The sequence below is a fragment of the Bacillus sp. FJAT-50079 genome, assembly GCF_018343515.1.
Taxonomy (GTDB): Bacteria; Bacillota; Bacilli; order Bacillales; family Bacillaceae_C; genus Lederbergia.
In genome coordinates this window covers 35,800-53,663 of sequence record NZ_JAGYPD010000007.1, presented here as the reverse complement: position 1 = coordinate 53,663, position 17,864 = coordinate 35,800, and the positions used below count along the sequence as shown (strand labels likewise).

General features: G+C 39.5%; 20 protein-coding genes. 9 read left to right on the top strand and 11 right to left on the bottom strand.

Annotated elements, in window-relative coordinates:
- Positions 1 to 549: 549 nt before the first annotated feature.
- From KHA95_RS18555 to KHA95_RS18535, 5 genes are all read right to left on the bottom strand, one after another.
- A complete protein-coding gene (locus KHA95_RS18555) occupies positions 550 to 1,395 on the bottom strand; it encodes a DUF4097 family beta strand repeat-containing protein (protein ID WP_213139052.1) in 846 nt (281 codons plus the stop codon).
- Complete coding sequence (locus KHA95_RS18550; protein WP_213139051.1) at positions 1,388 to 1,948, bottom strand: DUF1700 domain-containing protein; 561 nt, start codon at positions 1,946 to 1,948, stop codon at positions 1,388 to 1,390. Before KHA95_RS18550 ends, KHA95_RS18555 begins: the two co-directional genes overlap by 8 nt.
- Positions 1,941 to 2,264 carry a PadR family transcriptional regulator gene (locus KHA95_RS18545; RefSeq protein ID WP_213139050.1) on the bottom strand — a complete coding sequence of 108 codons (324 nt, stop codon included), beginning with the start codon at positions 2,262 to 2,264 and terminating at the stop codon, positions 1,941 to 1,943. Before KHA95_RS18545 ends, KHA95_RS18550 begins: the two co-directional genes overlap by 8 nt.
- 291 nt (positions 2,265 to 2,555) lie before the next feature.
- The gene (locus tag KHA95_RS18540) at positions 2,556 to 3,275 is read right to left on the bottom strand and encodes a pentapeptide repeat-containing protein (RefSeq protein ID WP_213139049.1); all 720 of its coding nucleotides are present in this window, start codon (positions 3,273 to 3,275) and stop codon (positions 2,556 to 2,558) included.
- A 15-nt stretch (positions 3,276 to 3,290) separates the two neighbouring features.
- Positions 3,291 to 3,617 carry a PadR family transcriptional regulator gene (locus KHA95_RS18535; RefSeq protein ID WP_249317086.1) on the bottom strand — a complete coding sequence of 109 codons (327 nt, stop codon included), beginning with the start codon at positions 3,615 to 3,617 and terminating at the stop codon, positions 3,291 to 3,293.
- Positions 3,618 to 3,816: 199 nt separating this feature from the next.
- Here KHA95_RS18535 and KHA95_RS18530 point away from each other — a divergent pair, with 199 nt between their 5' ends.
- The 5 genes from KHA95_RS18530 to KHA95_RS18510 all read left to right on the top strand — a co-directional run bounded on the left by KHA95_RS18530 (position 3,817) and on the right by KHA95_RS18510 (position 7,244).
- Positions 3,817 to 4,992 (top strand): MFS transporter, encoded by a 1,176-nt coding sequence (locus KHA95_RS18530; protein ID WP_213139047.1) that lies wholly within the window; start codon positions 3,817 to 3,819, stop codon positions 4,990 to 4,992.
- Between the two features lie 116 nt (positions 4,993 to 5,108).
- The gene (locus KHA95_RS18525) at positions 5,109 to 5,543 is read left to right on the top strand and encodes a MarR family winged helix-turn-helix transcriptional regulator (RefSeq protein WP_213139046.1); all 435 of its coding nucleotides are present in this window, start codon (positions 5,109 to 5,111) and stop codon (positions 5,541 to 5,543) included.
- Between the two features lie 142 nt (positions 5,544 to 5,685).
- Positions 5,686 to 6,006, top strand: a complete 321-nt coding sequence (locus KHA95_RS18520; protein ID WP_213139331.1) for a winged helix-turn-helix transcriptional regulator — start codon at positions 5,686 to 5,688, stop codon at positions 6,004 to 6,006.
- 6 nt (positions 6,007 to 6,012) lie between these two features.
- Positions 6,013 to 6,927 carry a DsbA family protein gene (locus tag KHA95_RS18515; protein WP_213139045.1) on the top strand — a complete coding sequence of 305 codons (915 nt, stop codon included), beginning with the start codon at positions 6,013 to 6,015 and terminating at the stop codon, positions 6,925 to 6,927.
- Positions 6,928 to 6,938: 11 nt separating this feature from the next.
- Positions 6,939 to 7,244, top strand: a complete 306-nt coding sequence (locus KHA95_RS18510) for a monooxygenase (RefSeq protein WP_213139044.1) — start codon at positions 6,939 to 6,941, stop codon at positions 7,242 to 7,244.
- 1,026 nt (positions 7,245 to 8,270) lie between these two features.
- Here KHA95_RS18510 and KHA95_RS18505 read toward each other — a convergent pair.
- From KHA95_RS18505 to KHA95_RS18485, 5 genes are all read right to left on the bottom strand, one after another.
- Positions 8,271 to 9,311 carry an FUSC family protein gene (locus KHA95_RS18505; protein WP_213139043.1) on the bottom strand — a complete coding sequence of 347 codons (1,041 nt, stop codon included), beginning with the start codon at positions 9,309 to 9,311 and terminating at the stop codon, positions 8,271 to 8,273.
- Positions 9,312 to 9,425: 114 nt separating this feature from the next.
- Complete coding sequence (locus KHA95_RS18500) at positions 9,426 to 9,971, bottom strand: NADPH-dependent FMN reductase (RefSeq protein WP_213139042.1); 546 nt, start codon at positions 9,969 to 9,971, stop codon at positions 9,426 to 9,428.
- A gap of 19 nt (positions 9,972 to 9,990) precedes the next feature.
- Positions 9,991 to 10,626 carry an NAD(P)-dependent oxidoreductase gene (locus KHA95_RS18495; RefSeq protein WP_213139041.1) on the bottom strand — a complete coding sequence of 212 codons (636 nt, stop codon included), beginning with the start codon at positions 10,624 to 10,626 and terminating at the stop codon, positions 9,991 to 9,993.
- Between the two features lie 133 nt (positions 10,627 to 10,759).
- Positions 10,760 to 11,188, bottom strand: a complete 429-nt coding sequence (locus KHA95_RS18490) for an Rrf2 family transcriptional regulator (RefSeq protein WP_213139040.1) — start codon at positions 11,186 to 11,188, stop codon at positions 10,760 to 10,762.
- Positions 11,189 to 11,322: 134 nt separating this feature from the next.
- The gene (locus tag KHA95_RS18485; protein WP_213139039.1) at positions 11,323 to 11,964 is read right to left on the bottom strand and encodes a VTT domain-containing protein; all 642 of its coding nucleotides are present in this window, start codon (positions 11,962 to 11,964) and stop codon (positions 11,323 to 11,325) included.
- Between the two features lie 214 nt (positions 11,965 to 12,178).
- On the opposite strand from KHA95_RS18485, the gene KHA95_RS18480 reads away from it, so the two are divergent.
- The 4 genes from KHA95_RS18480 to KHA95_RS18465 are packed head-to-tail and all read left to right on the top strand — an operon-like array spanning position 12,179 to position 15,100.
- Positions 12,179 to 12,904 carry an ABC transporter ATP-binding protein gene (locus tag KHA95_RS18480; protein WP_213139038.1) on the top strand — a complete coding sequence of 242 codons (726 nt, stop codon included), beginning with the start codon at positions 12,179 to 12,181 and terminating at the stop codon, positions 12,902 to 12,904.
- A gap of 2 nt (positions 12,905 to 12,906) precedes the next feature.
- A complete protein-coding gene (locus KHA95_RS18475) occupies positions 12,907 to 13,938 on the top strand; it encodes an ABC transporter permease (RefSeq protein ID WP_213139037.1) in 1,032 nt (343 codons plus the stop codon).
- 23 nt (positions 13,939 to 13,961) lie between these two features.
- Positions 13,962 to 14,624: a TetR/AcrR family transcriptional regulator gene (locus KHA95_RS18470; RefSeq protein WP_213139036.1), complete on the top strand. Its 663-nt coding sequence runs from the start codon at positions 13,962 to 13,964 to the stop codon at positions 14,622 to 14,624.
- Positions 14,624 to 15,100 carry an SRPBCC family protein gene (locus tag KHA95_RS18465; RefSeq protein WP_213139035.1) on the top strand — a complete coding sequence of 159 codons (477 nt, stop codon included), beginning with the start codon at positions 14,624 to 14,626 and terminating at the stop codon, positions 15,098 to 15,100. The genes KHA95_RS18470 and KHA95_RS18465 overlap by 1 nt, the downstream gene beginning before the upstream one ends.
- Positions 15,101 to 15,145: 45 nt before the next feature.
- On the opposite strand, the gene uvrA is transcribed toward KHA95_RS18465, so the two are convergent.
- Positions 15,146 to 17,611, bottom strand: coding sequence for an excinuclease ABC subunit UvrA (gene uvrA / locus KHA95_RS18460; RefSeq protein WP_213139034.1), 2,466 nt, complete (start codon positions 17,609 to 17,611; stop codon positions 15,146 to 15,148).
- Positions 17,612 to 17,864: the final 253 nt, after the last annotated feature.

Genomic DNA, 17,864 nt, shown 5'->3' with positions numbered 1-17,864 from the left:
CTATATTTTACTAATTGATAAGTATACGCTTGAAAGGAAAATAAGATTCACTCATCGAAGGTTTGATATAAACTAAGTGATTATTTAAGCCAAAATATTTCTAAGTTTCTAAGCGATTATGGGGATTTGTAAGTCATTAGTTGGATTTTTCTAAGCCGTTGCGCGGTTTTCCAAGCCATTATTCGATTTTCTAAGCCGTCACACCGATTTCTAAGCCATTATTCGATTTTTCTAAGCCGTCACACTGATTTCTAAGCCATTATTCGACTTTCTAAGCCGTCACACCGATTTCCAAGACATTATTCGATTTTCTAAGCCGTCACACCGATTTCCAAGACATTATTCGATTTTTCTAAGCCGTCACACCGATTTCCAAGACATTATTCGATTTTTCTAAGCCGTCACACCGATTTCCAAGACATTATTCGATTTTTCTAAGCCGTCACACCGATTTCCAAGACATTATTTGATTTTCTAAGCCGTCACACTGATTTCTAAGCGATATATACTAAAGCCAAAAAAACAGATGAGGGTACCCCATCTGCTCTGTTAATCCACCGTAATGCTGCCATTATGTGTGCGCAATCGAATCGTATGATCGCCATTGCCAAATACGATATGCTTATCTGAATGTCCATAAATGCGAACCTTTCCATTTGCCACATCAGCATCGAATGTCGCATTTTCCGGTTCTTTTTCAGTTTCAATTTTAATTTTTCCGTTATCTGTCGTGAAATCGATCGGATTATTTAGTTGATTCGTTATTAAAGTAATGCTGCCATTGTTCGCTTTTCCGACCAATTCTCCTTCTACATTGTCTAAGATTACTTTTCCGTTAGCCGCTTTGACAGAAATCGTTTCGGCTACTATGTTCTTTAACTCTGTGCGTCCATTATCTGTCTTAGTTGTAACATTCGCTGCCTTTACATCTTGCAATTGGATTCGACCATTATCTGTTTCCATTTTAATATCTTTCGCTTCTAGCTTTTCCGCTTCAATTCGTCCGTTATTGCTTTTTGCAAAAATCGTTTCATACTGTTTTTCTGGAACATATATAGTTAATGCTAAACCAGTCGTAAAAAAGTCTAAATTCACGAAGCTCCAACTTTCTTCCTTTACTTGAACGATTAGCGAATCTCCCTTTACGTTCACTTCAAACTTTTGCTTTTTCGCCTTGCCTGTTAGTTCTACTTTCGCGATAGCTGATGTGGTTGGAATAATTTCGACCTTTGCGTTTTCCGCAACAATTTCCATATTCACAAAATCAGCATCGACCTGCTTTTCCTCAAATATTTCTTCAGGTTTACTTATGAACTTAAAGGAAAGAGCTGCCCCTATAATACCTACCAAGAAAAGAGCGAGGGCAATGATTGATACATTTTTAACATTAATCATGTTTCAAACCACCTTTTACGAGTTTTACATTAAATTGTAAATAACGAATAAACCCTTTTGTTAATGTACGAGTGGCGAAAAACATCCCAATCGCAATAAATAGACCTATACCCGCACATCCAAGTGCCACAAAAAACTCAAAAAGCTCAAAGTTTCCTGGAAATATCATTGAACTTAATACGACAAGAAAAGGAGAAACAATAAATCCAGCTGCCGCAACCCAGCCTGCAATAACGATAGAAACAAGTGCGATAAACGGACCAAGCACAATCACTAAGTTGAAAAAGCCCAATCCAATCACTGCCCAAACTGCGCGAAAAACATTTCCGACCGTTGCCGTCGCCTCTACTTTTTCAAGATGACGCGTCGCAAGTAAATCTTTAGCAATTTGTTGTGGGGAACCAAGTGAGGCCGATAGCTCCTCCTCGGTTTTTCCTTCCGCCATTCCCATCGAGTAATGTTCTTCAAAGTCTTGTAAAATATCAGCACGCTCATCAGCGGGAAGCTTCTGTAAAGCAGAATCCAATATCTTTAGAAATTGATATTTAGTCATTTGCAACACCTTCTTTTATTAATTGATTGACCCCTTTTGAAAAGCTCTCCCATTCATCGATTAATTCATAAAGATAATTTTTGCCTGCCTCCGTTAATTTGTAATATTTACGTGATGGTCCCTCGGATGATTCTTGTAAATATGTCGTAAAATATCCCTCTTTCGTTAACCGCCTTAGCAGGGGGTAGACAGATCCTTCAGAAATGGAAATTTGATTGGAAATGCTTTGCACAAGCTCATAGCCATAGCGATCTTGGTTGTGTAAAAGCGCAAGAACACATAGCTCCAAAACACCTTTTTTAAATTGGACATTCATGTTTGAATCACTCCATACTTTCATTATTCACTACTAATCATTGAACAGTACCGATTGACAATAATATATCACACAGTATTGTTCATTGCAAGGTACTGTTTTGAATTTCAATCAAATGTTTGATTAAGAATGAAAAAGCCCTGATCTTCACATGATCAGAGCTTTTAACATTGGCGTTTAATCACCCATGCTCATTCCTTTTAATGTTACTGCAGTTAAAAATGCCGTTACACAAATAATCGCAGTTGAAACAACAATAGCTACTGGCAAGGTCATATAAATCCCTCCTCCTTAAATAATTGTTACATTGCTAACATCGGCTTTTGAACCGCTTAAAAAGTTATACGTTAATTTATCCATGATCGCTCCGTCAAAATTCACATTTTTTACATCAGACATGCGAAATTGGACATTTTTAAGCGTCGCGTTGCGAAAGGATGCCTTTTTTAATGTTGATGTCTCAAAAATGGTTTGGATAAATGTTTCACCTTCAAAATCAAGACCTGATAAATTACAGCCTTTAAAATGGGCTTTATCGTAGATGCAATTTTTAAAGTTGACGCTTTTTAAATTAGAGCCTTTGAACAAAGTACTCGTCAAATTCACTTCTTCAAAGATACATTCGTTTAAATTGCTGCCCTTGAACGTGCTTTTAGTTAGATCTGAGTGGCTAAAATCTGAGCGCTTTAAATCACAAAGATCAAACTTTCCATCGTGGACGGAAACCGAACGAAAGTCCGAATCGATGAGGCGTTGCTTTGAATAATCCATACGCACCGCTTGTTCTAGCTCATTGTACTGAAGATTAATTGAATCAACGAGCTCAGAAATTTCCCCGATCGAATCAATCGTTAGCTTATATGCCTCCTCATCGCTATGGCCATTTCGCTTATAATCCTGGAACTTTTCGAGTAGATTTTGTGATAGCTCCTCTTCTAATTCCTTCGCTGTCTTTACATTTTCATATGGAGCAAAAATGCTGCGGACATGTGCTTTTAGTTGTTCATTCATCTTTTTCATCCTTTCCTAAAGGAGCATTTCCAAAATTTTCTTCGCTTGCTCCCAATTTTCTTTATTTTGTCGATAGGTCTCTTCACCAATGGCTGTAATTTTATAATATTTTCTTCGGCCTCCTTGGCTTCCTTCCCCCCAATAGGAAGAAATGCTCCCTTCCTTTTCGAGACGTTTAAGACTTGAATACATCGTTGCTTCCTTTAATTCATATTGCTCTTTCGAACTGGTATAGATTAGTTTACTTATTTCATATCCATATTTATCTCCACTAAGTAAAAGCTTCAAAATTATCGTATCGGTGTGCCCACGAAGCAAATCCGAGGATAGTTTTCCATTCATCACCCTCACCTCTTTATATACAATATAAAACATACTACTATGACAGTCAAGGTATTATACGCAACATATAATATTTTGTTTGCAATTTTGCCTTATTAAATGAAATATGAAATGGCTTTAATAGTTATAGGTTGACTATCCTCTACAAACTTCATTACATTAATATGGTAGATATTACGCTTTATCTGGAGTGAATGTTATGGTAGAAACAAAAAGGGCTTTACCTATTTTGTTTGCTGTTATGTTTTTTGTCATGGTTGGCTTCGGGATCATTATTCCCGTATTGCCTTTTTATGCAGAGGATGTTGGTGCAACACCAGCTCAATTAGGATGGCTTATGGCGGTATATTCGCTTATGCAGCTTTTGTTTGCGCCGATGTGGGGACGAATTTCTGACCGTATTGGTCGTAAGCCTGTGATTATGATTGGAATTGTTGGGCTTGCTCTTTCTTTTTTCTTAATGGGAATGGCATCTGAACTATGGATGTTATTTGCGGCGCGAGTAATCGGCGGATTTTTATCTTCAGCCAATATGCCTACTGTAACTGCTTATGTGGCAGATATTACATCTCCCGAAGACCGTGGAAAGGGAATGGGGGTTGTCGGCGCAGCCGTAGGTCTTGGCTTCGTCTTAGGACCAGCGATTGGCGGGATCTTTTCAAAAGTCAGCTTAAGTCTCCCTTTTTACATTGCCGGCATCTCATCCTTGATTACTTTTCTGCTCGTCTTCTCCCTTTTAAAGGAATCATTGCCGAAGGAAAGTAGAAGTAAGCAAATGGCGGAGAAAAAATCGATATGGCATGCATTTAATGGCTCTGTATCCGTATTATACTTCCTACAATTATTTATTTCTTTATCCCTTTCAGGGCTAGAGGCAACGTTTGCCTATTATGCAGCAGTGAAAGCGGGACTCGGAACGGTTAAGCTCGGTTATATTTTTATGATTATGGGATTAGCTGGAGCATTGGTCCAAGGCGGACTCGTCGGTAGGTTAACGAAAAAATATGGTGAAGGATTTGTCATTCAATTAGGGATCATCATTTCAGCGATTGGATTTGGTCTTATTTTATTCGTTGATAGTTTCACGACGGCAGCAATCTTTTTAACGATTTTTGGAATTGGAAATGGGGTTATTCGCCCGAGCGTTTCTGCATTATTAACGAAAACCTCGAAAACAGGACATGGAAGTACAACCGGATTATTATCCTCTTTCGATTCACTTGGAAGAATTGTTGGTCCTCCACTGGGTGGCTGGCTCTTTTCGGTAATGATCGGCTTGCCTTATATTTCGGGGATCATCCTTTCCCTTATCGCTCTTGTTCTTTACCGTGCCTATTTATTAAAAGCGAAGAGGCATCACACATTTGCAAAGTAAAGTCTTTCCATTGCATATATTGCGATGGAAAGATTTTTTCAGTCAGTAGACAGAATAGGAAACATGTTATATCATTAGTTTGAATTCAAAGTAATGTTATTTTGGGAGGTGCAAAAATGAGCCAAGATCTTAGTTTAAAATCATTTGTTGTATTGATGAAAGCAACAAAATCATTGCAAGAAAGAATCAAACTAGACATCAATAATTATGGGGTCAATCTATCCGAGTTTGCCGTTTTGGAGGTACTCTATCACAAAGGACAGCAAACAGTCCAACAAATTTGTAATTCTGTCCTTATTGCTAGCGGTTCCATGACATATGTGATCGATAAATTAGAAAAGAAAAACATGCTCGAGCGAAGCGCCTGCCCGCACGATCGCCGAGTTGTTCATGTCATGCTGACAGATCAGGGGAAAGAATTTATGGACAGCATCTTCCCACAGCATCAAAAAGTAATTGAAGATGTATTTGCAGAAGTAACAATCGAGGAAAAAGAGATATTAATCGACGCACTTAAAAAAGTTGGACTTAAAGCACAGTCTCAGCTATGAGCCGAGCTCCATACATCACCTATTCTAATGAGAAAGCTAATCATCCAATTTGTTGATTAGCTTTTTTATGACCTTAAATATATTTTTTATAGTTGATATACTTTTTATATGCAGTATACTTAATATAAAGAAGGTGATTACAATACAAATTTGTCCATTTTTAGAGGGATCTTTCCAGATCCTTGGCAGGAAATGGAATGGCCTCATTATCCATTATTTATCTCTTTGCAACGATTATACGGCCCATTTTTCTGATATACAAAAAGACCTGAAAGATATCACCCCAAGAGCATTATCCATGAAACTTTCAGAGCTCGGGGAGTATGGGTTAGTCGAAAAAAAAATAACAGGTACAACAACAGTGATCATCTCTTATGAATTAACAGAAAAAGGACGGTCACTTGCCAAAGCATTGCAGCCCATTCAAAAATGGGCACAGCAATATCAACAAATCAAGGAGTGAATAAGGATGAAAATTAATCTAATTTGTGATTTAGAAACAGGGATTTGTGGTGAAGCTGGCGAAGCAGCCTTTGAAATGATTGATCTGACTCAGCCAAAGAAAACAATCGATCTTTATTATGTAACAGATCCGATTTGTTCACATTGCTGGGCACTTGAACCTGTACTCCGTAAGTTCGAAGCACAGTATGGCCATTATTTTAATATGAAAACTGTCATGGGCGGGCTATTAGAAAGCTGGGATGGCTTCGCCGATGTGAACAATGGAATTTCCGGCCCAGCTGATGTAGCGGGACATTGGCAAGAAGTTGGGGTACATTCGCGTATGCCAATTGATGGAACCGTTTGGTTTAATAACCCCATTAAATCATCGTTCCCCCCTTCGCGTGTATATAAAATCATTCAAAAACAAGATGAGACGTTAGCTACCATCTTTCTCCGTCGCATTCGCGAAGAGCTTTTTGCTTTTAACAAAAACATTGCTGAAGATCAGCTTATGATAGAAGTAGTCAATCAACTTGGACTTAACGGAGAGGAAATCGTAAAGCAAGCACATCTTGAAGGTGGGCATCAATTATTAAATGAAGACTTTGCACTTTCTAGAAGCCTTGGTGTTCGTGGCTTCCCAACGATTATTATGGTCAATGAGGAAAAGAAAGGCGTTAAAATTGTTGGAGCTCGCGGATTAGAATACTATGTAAGCGGACTGCAACAAATTCTCGAAACAGAGGAACTACAACCAAAGCAACCGCCAGTACTTGCCGATCTATTGAAAAAGGAAGAGCGTTTGTTTTCAAAAGAGATTGAAGTGATGTATGACATAGAGCAAAACGAAGCTGAATTATTTATTCAAAAAGAACTTTCCTCTGAATCTTACACTCTAAAAGAAATTCTTGGCGAAAAATATATTGAAAAGAAATAGGAGGAATTATCATGGCATATATTCTACAAGTTGATTTTACACATACTGGACCATTCGGTGAAGAAATGGCAACTGCATTTGCCAATTTAGCAAGAAGCATCAATGAAGAAAAAGGATTTATGTGGAAAATTTGGACAGAGAATAAAGAAACAAATCAAGCAGGTGGCATCTACGTTTTCGAAACGAAAGAAGATGCAGAAGGTTACCTCGATATGCATCTCAAACGTTTAAGTGGATTTGGAATCGAAAATGCGAATGCGAAAGTATTTGGGATCAACGAGGGATTATCTCAAATTACGCATAGCCCCATTAAATAGAACATAAAATGGTTTTTTGATAAACATCGTGCGCTCGATTGACCGTATTGAGGATTTTATGGGGCAATCGAACGGAATTCGATTTACCCTTTTGGCGTTTTTCCACGAGAGATCGGCAATCGAACGGGGTTCGATTTACCCTGTTGACGTTTTTCCACGGGAGATCGGCAATCGAACGGGGTTCGATTTACCCTGTTGACGTTTTTCCATGAGAGATCGGCAATCGAACGAGGTTCGATTTACCCTTTTGACGTTTTTCCACGGGAGATCGGCAATCGAACGGGGTTCGATTTACCCTGTTGACGTTTTCTCACAGGAGATCGGCAATCGAACGGGGTTCGATTTACCCTGTTGACGTTTTTCCACGAGAGATCGGCAATCGAACGGAATTCGATTTACCCTTTTGGCGTTTTTCCACGAGAGATCGGCAATCGAATGGGGTTCGATTTACCCTGTTGACGTTTTTCCACGGGAGATCGGCAATCGAACAGGATTCGATTTACCCTGTTGACGTTTTTCCACGGGAGATCGGCAATCGAACGGGGTTCGATTTACCCTGTTGACGTTTTCTCACAGGAAATCGGCAATCGAACGGGGTTCGATTTACCCTGTTGACGTTTTTCCATGAGAGATCGGCAATCGAACGAGGTTCGATTTACCCTGTTGACGTTTTTCCACGAGAGATCGGCAATCGAACGGGGTTCGATTTACCCTTTTGACGTTTTTCCACGGGAGATCGGCAATCGAACGGAATTCGATTTACCCTTTTGGCGTTTTTCCACGAGAGATCGGCAATCGAACGGGGTTCGATTTACCCTGTTGACGTTTTTCCACGGGAGATCGGTAATCGAACGGGGTTCTATTTACCCTGTTGACGTTTTTCCACGGGAGATCGGCAATCGAATGGGGTTCGATTTACCCTAATAACGAAAATATGCGATCAAGGGGAAATGGAAAACAGCCTGTGCATAAATAAAGAAGGAGCTGTCCTAAAAGTCAATAAAAGTTTGACTTTTAGGGCAGCTCCTATTTCGCTCGATTAGCGACTAATAATGTTCCAGCGATCCCAATTGCACAGCCGATGAGCGTATCCGTTATCCTTGCTTCCGCAAAATAACGTACATAATGAATGTGAGTCGTGCTTTCTGCCATCAGTAGAGCATTTGGTGTAATGAACATCACAGCAATACCATAGTTTTTCACAATAAATAGCTCGGTAAAGAATGTCATAAGCATAATGAGGATGACAACGGCGATTCCCTCTGGATAAAACGAAAGAATGACCGTTGCCGCTAGAATCCCAATTAGTGTCCCAATTGTCCTTTGCATTGCCCGATGGAAGGTTGCGGTAGCTGTCGATCCCAACATTACAGCCGCACAAGATATAATGATCCAATAGGGCCGATCAAATTCGAATGAATAAGCAATCACGGCTGCGACTATCAAAGTAAGTCCATATCTGACAGAATTTAGAAAGACCACAGAATTTTTATGTAAAGCATCTTTAAAAACATGTTTTCGAGCTTGTTTGAACGTTCCTTTTATTACATATTTTTGACGTACTTGAGGTATAAGCCAACCTGCCATTCCAATCAACCATGATAAAATCCCGCCGAGAAAGACAAGGCCAGAACGTACCGGAGCAAGAGCTTGATCAATTGGCATCCCCGTAGTCATCGCAAAGCCTAAAACAAAAAAGATGGCCGCTGGTCCCCGGATATTTAAAGCAGCGAAAATAAAAGTTGCGATCCCACCAATGACTCCTACTAATAATGCTGATACAAATGGGAAGGGAGCAAAAATAGTTCCTATCCCTACCGAAAAAGTCATTCCAAGCACCACGAATAAGAGTTTTTTCGCTCTTTGAGCATATGGCTCATTGACTACATATAGATAAGAGAAACTTCCAATTCCAGCCAACAGTCCGTATTGTATATTTCCTAATAACAAGCCAAGGAATGGAGGTAAAGCACAGCAAATTCCTGCACTGATCGCCTTAGTCCACGGTAAAGGTCCCGTCTTTATTTCTAAAGTCTGCTTCATCAGCCTCATAAATTTGCTCTGCATACTTGCTCCTCCTCACTTCCAAAAAGCTAATCTAAATTAAGTATACCCATGATATTCGATGATAGGCATGTAAAGAAAAAAGACACACAGTCACACTGTATGTCCTTCAAATCGTTAAGCTCTATTCTTTTCAATCCAAGAAAGAAAATGGTTCATAACTGTGTCAAGAAAATTGATCGTTGGCTCGTGAATGAGACGCCCGGTCTCATCAAGTTTCTCATGAATCGCTCCAACGAAGACTTCATTGCCTGGTAACGTCAATGCGGAAACGCCCGGAGAATTCAGTATTTGCCGCAAATGCATTTGCGCACGCACAGTACCTAGTGCTCCGCGTGTTCCGCCAGCAATCATTACAGGTTTATTCACCATCACCTTGTCTACTCTAGAAAACCAGTCAATTGCATTTTTCAATACACCAGGGATGGAATGATTATATTCTGGCGTGACAATTAAAACCCCATCACTACCAGCAACACTGCTTTTTATTTCTTTTACAATCTCAGGCGGTGTTAGCTCTTGATCTTCGTTATACATTGGAAGTTCGGCAATTGATAAAATCTCTATCTCAACCTTATTTCGAAAATGTTCCTTCATAAATAAAGCTAGTTTTTTATTATACGATTCTTTTCTTATACTACCTACAATGGCAACGATTTTCATTTTTCTCCTCTTTTCTGTTCTATTCTGCGACAACAGTAAATCGTTCATTAATATGTGCTGGCTTTTCAATTTCATCAAGAACGGCAATCGCATAATCTGCATAGCTTACATAGCTATTCCCTTTTTCATTTAAAATTAATTGATCTTTCCCTTTTTGATAAGAGCCCGTTCTCTCGCCTTCTGGATCAAAAAAAGCTGCTGGACTGATGAACGTCCAAGAAATCTCACTCGTTTTTTGCAAATCCTCTAAATTCTTCCCTTGATTCGAAGCTGTTGCAAAGTATTCTTTAGGGAATTCTGGCGTATCAATGAGACGTATCGTTTGAGCATCATCCACAAATAAACTGCCTGCTCCACCTACTACGATCAGTCTTGTATCGGGCGCACCTTTCATCGCTTCAATCAATACCCTTCCTGCTTCTACATGGAGTTGCTCCTTTCCAGCAGGTGCACCAAATGCATTGACAACTACATCAAATGATTGAATGTCTGTACTCGTCAATTCAAAAACATCCTTTTCCAATACGGAAACATGATGTTCAGTTAATTTTGCTGCATTTCTTACTATTGCCGTTACGTCGTGACCTCTTTGAACTGCCTCTTTTAAAATTAAATTTCCTGCTTTTCCTGTTGCTCCAATTATACCAATTCTCATTTCTATTACCTCCAAAATATTGTTTTTTTATTATTACCAATTGGTAAACCCCGCATGCTTTCCGAATGGATGTTTCTATCCACACCCATTGTAACCAACGCAGTTACAACTGCTGTAAAAAAAATCGAATGATTTATTCAATTTTTTTACTTAAAACCGATATTAATTCCTTCATTGTGACTTCCTTTAATACAGCTTCCATTGCCTCTTGGGCCCGCAATAAAATTAATTCAAGTACAGCTTGAATATTAGCGCCAACAGGACATTGAGGATTTGGATCTTCGTGAAACTGAAAAAGCTCTCCTACTTCTACGACTTCCACTGCTCGGTAAACATCAAGCAAAGTGATTTGATCCAATGGCTTTAATAGAGAAGCCCCGCCGATACCGCGGCGAACTTGGATCATTCCTGCATTCTTTAATTGCCCGATTACCCTGCGAATCACAACTGGATTTGTATTTACACTTTCCGCTATCCATTCGGATGTGCAAACTGCGTTTTTTTCTATTTCTACAAGAGATAATATATGAACAGCAACGGTAAAACGACTACTGATTTTCATATCATTCATCCTCCTGTTGTAACCATTATAGTTACAACACTTATTTATTGTCAAATATTTTTTATGAAATTGCACAAAATGAAAGACAGACATCCTTTCATAATTAAGGATGTCCATCTTTCATTCATTTAAAGTTATTTTGCAAATCGGCTTTTAATAAAACTAATCAGCGCCGGTAAAACAGAGATAAAGATAATCATTAATAGCACGGTTGAAAAGTTTTCTTTGATGAGCGGAATATTACCGAATAAATAACCAAGCATCGTACATATTCCTACCCAAATCGCCGCTCCGGCTACATTGTACACAATAAAATAGCGATAATTCATTCGACTCGCTCCAGCAACAAACGGGGCGAATGTACGAATAAATGGCATGAACCGAGCAATAACAATCGTTTTACCACCATGTTTATTAAAGAATTCCTCTGCTTTTTGCATCTTTTCTTGATTAATCACTTTTCCAAGCCAGCTCGTCGGTGGAATCGATGTACCGATTTTTTTCCCAATATGATAATTGACTGTATCACCAACCACTGCCGCTACAAAAAAGACAATTATTAACAGCCATATGTGAAAGGCATCAACTGCCGCAAAAGCACCTGCCGCAAACAATAAAGAATCTCCTGGTAAAAACGGAAATATAACGACTCCCGTCTCAACAAAAACGATTAAAAATAAAATCACATAAGACCAGCCACCAAATATTTCGATAATATCAACAAGATGTTCATCAATATGCAAAATAAAACTAATTAATCCTTGAATAATAGCCATATATTTACTTCCTTTTTTATAATCTCTCCAAAAATTAATTATCACTGTTTATCGACTTAACTGCAAGTGTTTTTCTTGATTGTCCTTATTTAGACTTAGTTTCATGACCGACATAAGATTGATAATTTGATTTATATCTTTACTTTATATCGTTAAGCAATTAAGATAGAAATAATAATGAGTGATTACTCACTCTCGCAAAGGAGTGAATGAAATGGATGAGCAAAACAGATGCATATCGATTCACCATGTTTCCAAATCCTTTGGAAAACATCAAGTTCTTGATGACATACATCTCGATATTGTACAAGGAGAGATTTTTGGCTTACTAGGTCCTTCTGGTGCTGGAAAAACAACATTAGTTAAACAATTAGCTGGATTGGATACACCGACGTCTGGAGAAAATTTTGTTTTTCAGGAAAGAATGCCTTCCCTGCATGCGATGAATAAAATTGGCTATATGGCGCAGTCTGACGCCCTTTATGAAGAATTATCAGCAAAGGAAAACTTGCAATTTTTTTCATCCCTCTACGGTTTAAAAGGTGCACATCAAGCAAAACGAATTAATGATGTAATGGAGATTGTTGATCTAACCGATCATCTGACAAAATTGGTTTCCAACTATTCTGGCGGAATGAAAAGAAGACTTTCACTTGCCATTTCACTTCTTCATCAGCCAGACATTTTAATTCTTGATGAACCGACCGTAGGCATTGACCCTGTTTTACGTAAAAATATATGGGAAGCTTTTTATGAATTAAAGAAAAAAGGAACGACGCTACTCGTGACCACCCATGTTATGGATGAAGCTGAAAAATGCGATCGCTTAAGTCTTATTCGCGATGGGAAACTCATAGCAGTGGGATCTCCAAAAGAGTTGAAAGAGCAAACAAACTCACAAACGATCGAGGAAGCATTCCTCGTTTACGGAGGTGCATAAACATGAGAGTTGCCGCTTTAATGATCAGAATACTACGGCAAATCATTAGAGATAAGCGAACAATGGGACTGTTGATCTTCGCACCTATTCTCGTATTAACAATGATGCATTTCGTTTTTGCCGGTGATGAGTACGTTCCTAAAATCGGAATCGTGGATGTTCCTCAAGCGATTGTCGAACAGATGAATAGCGATGACGTCAAAATCACTGAATATGATGATAAGACTCAAGCTCAAAATGCATTAACAGATCGAGAGATAGACGGATATTTTACGTTTGAAAACCAATCACCCGCCCTTTATCTTGAAGGCAGTGATCCAAGCAAGAATGGCGCCGTTATGAAGTGGATACAAACCGCTTTGCCATCTGGTCAGCCAACGAACGGTCCTGCCCCAACGTTAAACATCGATTATTTACACGGCTCAAGCGATATGGGTATCTTTGATTATTTTGGCCCTGTTCTTCTTGGCTTTTTCGTCTTTTTCTTTGTTTTTCTGATTGCTGGTGTATCATTTTTACGCGAACGAACAACAGGAACACTTGAACGACTGCTAGCTAGCCCGTTGCGAAAATGGGAAATTGTTATTGGTTATGTGCTCGGCTTCGGTCTATTTGCCATGATTCAAACAACGATTATCGCCGCCTATGCGATCTATGTTCTTGGGATGGTTATGGAAGGAAACTTCGGTTATGTATTATTGATCACCCTGTTGCTTGCGTTAACCGCTCTTACTCTCGGTATTTTATTATCTGCTTTTGCCAACAATGAGCTACAAATGATGCAATTTATTCCGATTGTCGTCGTCCCGCAAATCTTCTTTTCTGGATTATTTGATTTGGACACGATTTCGAAATGGCTTAGCTGGATTGGACCATTTACCCCCCTCTATTATGCTGCAAATGCATTAAGAAATGTTATGGTAAGAGGGTACGATTGGGGCGACATTTATACAGACGTTGCTATGCTTGCTGGATTTTCATTATTATTCATGATCTTAAATATTTTCGCGCTGAAAAAATACCGTAAAATATAGTTGCTGCGAAGGGAGGGCACCACATGTCTAACGATGAACAATACTTAGAGGAGCTATTCATGCACGGGGATGGACTTACTGAAAAACAAAAAAATATATTAAGAGCTGCCATTGAGGCATTCGCTGAAAAAGGATTTGCATCCACTTCAACTAGTGAAATTGCCAAAAAGGCTGGCGTTGCAGAAGGCACGATTTTTAGGCATTATAAAACAAAAAAAGATCTGCTTTTATCGATCGTAAGCCCGATGATGGTGAAGCTGATGGCCCCCTTTGTTATTAAAGATTTAAATAAAGTATTGGATCATCACTACGAATATTTTGAGGATTTCATACGCGCAATGATTGAAAATCGGGCGCAGTTCATCCAAAATAATCGATCTGTCATTCGAATTTTAGTTCAAGAAATCCCTTTTCACCCTGAATTAAGGGAACAATTTATTGAACATATCGGAAAAAAGGTATTCGCACGCTTTAGAGAAATTGTCCGTTATTATCAAGCGAAGGAACAGATTATTGATGTACCTGTCGATACGGTCATTCGCTTAACTGCTTCAACTGCACTTGGCTTTTTCGCCGCGAAGTATGCCCTTGCTTCCGAAGTAAACTGGGATGACGATGCCGAATTGGAACGGACGATTCAATTTTTAATAAGAGGTTTATCACCACAAAATCAGGAGGATTTATGATGATTGCTAATATACAACGAGTTGAAAGTAACGTTCTAGCTACATTCGAGCGCCATCTAAACCATTCGATTGAAGATGTGTGGGCTATGTTAACTGATAATGAAAAGCTTAAACAATGGTTCGCTGAGCTGCGTGTTGAGGAGCTTCGTAAAGGTGGATTCATTCTGTTTGATATGCAGAACGGAACATTTATAAAGATGGAAATTCTTGAACTGAAAATCAATGAGGTATTAGAGTTTACATGGGACAAAGACGTTGTTCGCTTCGAGTTAAATGCAAAGCCAGAAGGATGTCTGCTTATTTTCAAAGAAAAAATAAATAATCTAACCGATCACACTCCAAGAGATTTAGCAGGCTGGCATGTGTGTCTTGATGTAATCGAAGCATTGTTAAACGGGGAAACGATCGAAAATCGCAAAGCCGAATGGGAAAAATGGTATCCGAAATACATGGAGGCCATCTCTGAAAACAAGTAATAAATGAAAAAGAGTGCAAATCATCGTTTGCACTCTTCTTCTTGCTTATAAAAACATGCCTGTATACGAAGACTTGCTTTTCGAAATATCCTCAGGAGTACCTTCCGCAACAACCATGCCTCCAGCTACTCCCCCTTCCAGCCCCATATCAATAACCCAATCGGATTCGCGAATGATTTCGCTGTTATGCTCAACAACAATCATGCTGTTGCCTGCATCGACAAGTTTATTTAACAATACGAGAAGGTTCTTCACATCATTCGGGTGTAACCCTGTGGATGGTTCATCAAGTATATAAAGCGTATGACCGGTCGTTGGCTTACTTAGTTCCCGCGCTAGCTTCAAGCGCTGACCTTCTCCACCGGATAATGTGGTAACCGATTGACCCCATTGTAAGTAGCCGAGGCCGACATCGCATAACAATTCAATGATTTTTTCTAATTTTTTCTTACCCTTAAATAGGGTTAAACTTTCCTCAATGCTTACATCAAGCAGACTCGATATCGTATAGCCTTTATACGTTACTTCCAATACTTCATCTTTAAATCGTTTGCCTCGGCAAACAGGACATTGTACCTCAAGATCGGGCAAAAAGTGCATATTCACGAGCACATAGCCAAGCCCCTGGCAGTTTTCGCATCGTCCACCCGCTGCATTAAATGAGAAATGTTTGGCTGTTAATTTATTTTTCTTTGCTTGCGGAAGCCCTGCAAACAACGTTCGCAACATTGTAAATACTTCCGTATAGGTCGCGATATTCGATCGTTTCATTCTCCCCATAGGAGATTGGTTGACCGTAATCAATCGATCAATTGCTTCAAATCCAGTGATCTTCTCACAGCCATCATAATGCTTTTTCTCCTTGCTTCCATTCGCAACAAGATCAAATAAAAGCGTCGATTTTCCCGAACCTGATACACCGGTTACAGTTATAAAGCAACCAAGCGGAAAAGAGACGGTGACGTTTTTCAAATTATGTTTATTTGCATGATGAACGGTTACATGCTTCCCAATCCCTTCTCTGCGTTGCGGAGATGCCCTGCGCTCTTCTTTTATATAAGCCCCTGTCACCGATTCTTGTTGATCTTTCAAATCGTTTAAACGTCCCTCTCCGACCACCTTTCCACCTAATCGTCCTGCTCCGGGTCCCATATCAATGATATGATCCGCCTCTTTCATCACCGCTAAATCATGTTCAATCACAAGCACCGTATTGCCTAGGTCGCGTAGTTGCTTCATTACCTTAACCAATCCTTGCGTATCTTTTGGATGCAAGCCTGTCGTCGGCTCGTCAAGAATGTAAAGCACACCTGTTAAACCGGAACCAAGGATGGACGCCAGTCGCAAACGCTGAGATTCCCCGCCAGACAAAGTAATCGCTTGTCTATCTAAAGAAAGATAGCCTAAACCGACATCAATCAGTCTCGTTAGTTTCGTAGCCAAGTCATGAAGGAACGTTTCTACAAACGAGCGGGCCTCGCCTGTCAGCTCCCTCTCCACTTGTTTTACCCATGTAAGCATGCCATCAAGAGAATATTGCGATACATCTGTGATGGCAGTGCCAGCTACTTTGACAAGGCGGCTCGCCTTTTTTAATCGCTGGCCGTGACAATCAGGGCACGTTTGCTCATAGAAAAAATCAGCCTCACCCGAATTCCCTTCCTTTTCTCTATACCTTCTCCACATTCCGGTAATGACCCCTTCAAATTTTCCTTTTCCAACGCTTTTCGGTGGTTGCTTATCTGGAAAATGCGCGCTAAAGGTATCACTTTCCACTCCATAATATAAAAGATCACGTTGAATTTGATGATAATCCTTTAAAGGAAGGTTCACATCAAATTCAAAGCCATAATGCTTCGCTGCCGCCTGTAATATGTTTATTTGATATTGATTGTATGCCTCAAACCAAAAGCTAACCGCTCCATCGAGTATACTAAGCTCCTGATTAAAAACAGCATCGATATGAACATCTACCACATTCCCTAATCCTTCACATGTCTCACAAGCCCCTTCGGGAGTATTAAATGAAAAATGCGTTCTCGTTAATATTTTTGATTGATAACCACAATCTTCACAGATAAGAAACTGATCGTACCCGACTTCGCTGGAGATCGCCTCACTTGCATCTAACGCTGGCTTCATCATTGCTTGACAGTTCTCACAAGGTCGCTCACCAAGCTTTTCATACACTAGCCGCAAATACGTATACATATCTGTGACTGTTCCAACCGTTGAGCGCGGATTGCGATTCGTTACATGCTGGCCAACACTGATCGATGGTGAAAGACCAACAATCGCATCCACTTTCGGCTTGCTAAAGGAATCGGTCACCATTCCACTCGACTCCATATATTGCCTTTGGCATTCTCTTTGCAAAATATCCATGGCCAACGTTGACTTTCCTGATCCTGAAGGACCTGTTAAAACAACCAATTTATGCTTTGGAATTTGAAGTGAAATGTTTTTAAGATTATGTTCGCGTGCACCTTGAATGATGATTTGATTTTGCAACGTCTCTTTACCTCCGACACTTAATTATTCGAAAGATATTGGCGGGCCCTCCACTTTCTTTCTATATCTCCACTATACAACATTGGTGCAAATGGGAAGGTTTGTACGAATAGACGAGTATTAAGTGCCATCTTATTTCAAAATCCGTCATGGTACTTTAACCTTTTTCAATACAGTTTGTGTCTTTATATATAACGTAGTACGACACAGTTTCTCATTGCACTTGAAGGTTTTCTTTTAATGTTTGCTTTGA